The sequence below is a fragment of the Catenibacterium sp. GCM10023432 genome, from assembly GCF_042651925.1.
Lineage (GTDB): Bacteria > Bacillota_I > Bacilli_A > Erysipelotrichales > Coprobacillaceae > Catenibacterium > Catenibacterium mitsuoka.
Genome location: NZ_JBHSEB010000071.1, coordinates 1 through 2,732 on the forward strand (window position 1 = coordinate 1; position 2,732 = coordinate 2,732).

At 35.8% G+C, this 2,732-nt stretch carries 1 protein-coding gene, 5 tRNA genes and 1 pseudogene; all 7 read right to left on the reverse strand.

Going from position 1 to position 2,732, the window contains the following annotated elements:
- Nucleotides 1-59: 59 nt before the first annotated feature.
- The 7 genes and pseudogenes from ACFOZZ_RS09105 to ACFOZZ_RS09135 all read right to left on the reverse strand — a co-directional run bounded on the left by ACFOZZ_RS09105 (nt 60) and on the right by ACFOZZ_RS09135 (nt 2,613).
- A tRNA-Met gene (locus tag ACFOZZ_RS09105) sits at nt 60-136 on the reverse strand.
- 20 nt (nt 137-156) lie between these two features.
- Nucleotides 157-232, reverse strand: a tRNA-Ala gene (locus tag ACFOZZ_RS09110).
- An 8-nt stretch (nt 233-240) separates the two neighbouring features.
- Nucleotides 241-317: transfer RNA gene (locus ACFOZZ_RS09115), tRNA-Pro, on the reverse strand.
- A gap of 5 nt (nt 318-322) precedes the next feature.
- Nucleotides 323-399: transfer RNA gene (locus ACFOZZ_RS09120), tRNA-Arg, on the reverse strand.
- A 104-nt stretch (nt 400-503) separates the two neighbouring features.
- Nucleotides 504-592, reverse strand: a tRNA-Leu gene (locus tag ACFOZZ_RS09125).
- Nucleotides 593-718: 126 nt separating this feature from the next.
- Nucleotides 719-1,153 carry an 8-oxo-dGTP diphosphatase gene (locus tag ACFOZZ_RS09130; protein ID WP_055289186.1) on the reverse strand — a complete coding sequence of 145 codons (435 nt, stop codon included), beginning with the start codon at nt 1,151-1,153 and terminating at the stop codon, nt 719-721.
- Nucleotides 1,154-1,596: 443 nt separating this feature from the next.
- Nucleotides 1,597-2,613: pseudogene (locus tag ACFOZZ_RS09135) on the reverse strand (FUSC family protein).
- Nucleotides 2,614-2,732 lie beyond the last annotated feature (119 nt).

Sequence of the window (2,732 nt, forward strand, 5' to 3'; positions counted from 1 at the left end):
CCGGTGGCTCTAACCAACTGAGCTAAGGGTCCTCATCTATCAGAGTATTTTTAATCAAATGGTAGCGGGAAAGGGATTTGAACCCCCGACACTCCGGGTATGAACCGAATGCTCTAGCCAACTGAGCTATCCCGCCATGTATATGATTAATTAAATTGGTGGAGCCTAGGAGGATCGAACTCCTGACCTCCTGCGTGCAAAGCAGGCGCTCTCCCAGCTGAGCTAAGGCCCCATTTCAAATGGTCGGGAAGACAGGATTTGAACCTGCGACCCCCTGGTCCCAAACCAGGTGCACTACCAAGCTGTGCTACTTCCCGTTAGATGGCGCGCCAGACAGGAATTGAACCCGTAACCCCTTGTTCCGTAGACAAGTACTCTATCCAGTTGAGCTACTGGCGCGTTTGTGATGCTTAATTATTTTGTCAAATCATCATGTCTTTGTCAAGACTTATTTTCATTTCTAAGTCCTAATAAAAACTCAGTACACTGAGTTAATAAATAGATGGTGCCCTGGGCCGGAATCGAACCGGCACGGAGTTTGAAGTCCGCAGGATTTTAAGTCCTGTGCGTCTACCAGTTTCGCCACCAGGGCACTTCGCAATCGAGATTGCTTGTATAATATACAATGAATCCAAAGGTTTTGCAACCCTTTTTTTAAACTATTTTTTAAGTTTATAAAATATGCACTATATATCAATGTTTTTTTAGCTAACTTTTTTTAGTAAATCTTAATAGAATCTTCAGATTCATAGATATACTCTGAATATTCCCCTTCAAAAACGTCCAAATGTTCAAAAAAATGATTCACTAAATGGATATTTTTCATCTCTTCTTTGGTAAACCACCCTACTTCACCTTCATTACTGCCTCTTAAATCACCACTAAATTTAGTTGCTGAAAATAAAAATACAATATATCTACCCGATTTTACCCAGAATTGTTTTACTCCTACTAAACGAGGATTCTTCATAATTAAACCTGTTTCTTCTTTTACTTCTCTTATTGCAGATTGTACAATTGATTCTCCAGGTTCTATATGTCCTCCAGGGAATGTATAACCCTGCCAATCTTTCTTAACTCTATTCTGCAGTAAATACTTATCTCCATCTTTAATCATGCAGAGATTAGTTAATTCAACCATTTCTGTTCTCATCGTTATTTCTCCTCGTATATCGCTTCTCTAAGCTGCAAAACACATTATACACAAACAGTTGTCATATATATACAAAACTGCCTCAAAACACTTATTTATGCATATTATAAAAGAGATGTACTAAAACTATCCCTATGTGTAAAAACCAGCAATATTGCACATGTCATTCTTATAGCAGATGCATATTGAGACATTGTCGTTAGATATAATGTATCATGAGGAACAGATCCAATATATTTCTCCTACTAAACTTGCAAGTAAGCATGTCACTACTAACAAGCTTATTTTTAATAATAATCAATCTTCTATCTCTACCCTCTTTTTTAATTATACTTATCTACATATTATTTTCATATCGAAAACTATTAAATATATGCAAGATAAAAAGAACGTACATTTACGTTCGTCCTTATGTCAAAACAGGTTTCTGAATTCATTATATCCTATAATACTTCTTTTACTTTAATTCTTGATACAAACCAATGAAGAATAATACAGAATAACAATGTAAAGACAACACCAAATATATTCTGGATTAATCTTAAGCTTACTGCACCCTTTAATCCATATAGTTCTGTCGCAATAGCTAATGCACCAAATGCATTAAAGACAGCCTGCCCGCTATATTTTGTAGAAAACCCTACACCGATGCCACCAATGACACCGATAAATGCATAGATTGGTGAAGGAAGCAAGAAAAATAATACTGTAAAAACATAGAACACCCGCAATATTTCCAATAATTCTTTTACGTACTCTATATTGCATATCGTCCATAAGTGGTAAGATCACAGACATTGCGGCAATACCAGACCACATAGCATAAAGTTCAGCTATACATATTACAACCGGCACACAGATAATCTGACATAGCTGCTATTTTGTTCTAGTAGAAGAAAGATCAAATTCTTGTAATAAATGCATTACATGCTTATTATAAGTTCTATGCTTATGGTTTCGATAGAATACGATACAGATAAGAACTTCACCTACAGCCATTCCAGAAAGTCTCATCAAATAACTCTTTCCAGATACGTCATAACCATATAATAATAAATATCCTAGAACAAGCGTTGATTGATTGAACATAGATGGATTATGACATCCTAGGAATACTAATAGAGCTAATGCAGCAATATTTACCAGCATTCCTACGACTGGTGGGAGTTTAATAGCCAGGTGTGAACACACAGTCATATTAATGAAATATAACGCAAGAGCACTGTAGGTTGTCCTGCATGAATTTCAAAGTGCGCCTGTATAGATGCCATAATACATAAGAGAACAACCACTCCAACAATACTATTCTCATTCCAAAATAAAATACTAAATAATGTTATAAAGAGAAAGCAGAATGCCACTGTGATTGCAATTTTAAAAAGATAAACTGCTATGTGATATAGTTTCTCTTTTGTGGTTTGACTGTTTCTAATTAACTCTTTAGAGCTTTTCTGATTCAATTGTAATTCTTTCTAAAATATCATGAAATACCTCCTTAATCAGAATATAAAAAAACTCAGGATTTCTCCTGAGTAACATTCAATGGCGCAGGTTGAGGGATTCGAACCCCCGCAGGACG

What these genes read in the sequence shown, in the direction of transcription:
- ACFOZZ_RS09130 (WP_055289186.1), bottom strand. Translation starts at nt 1,153, where the DNA reads ATGAGAACAGAAATGGTTGAATTAACTAATCTCTGCATGATTAAAGAT.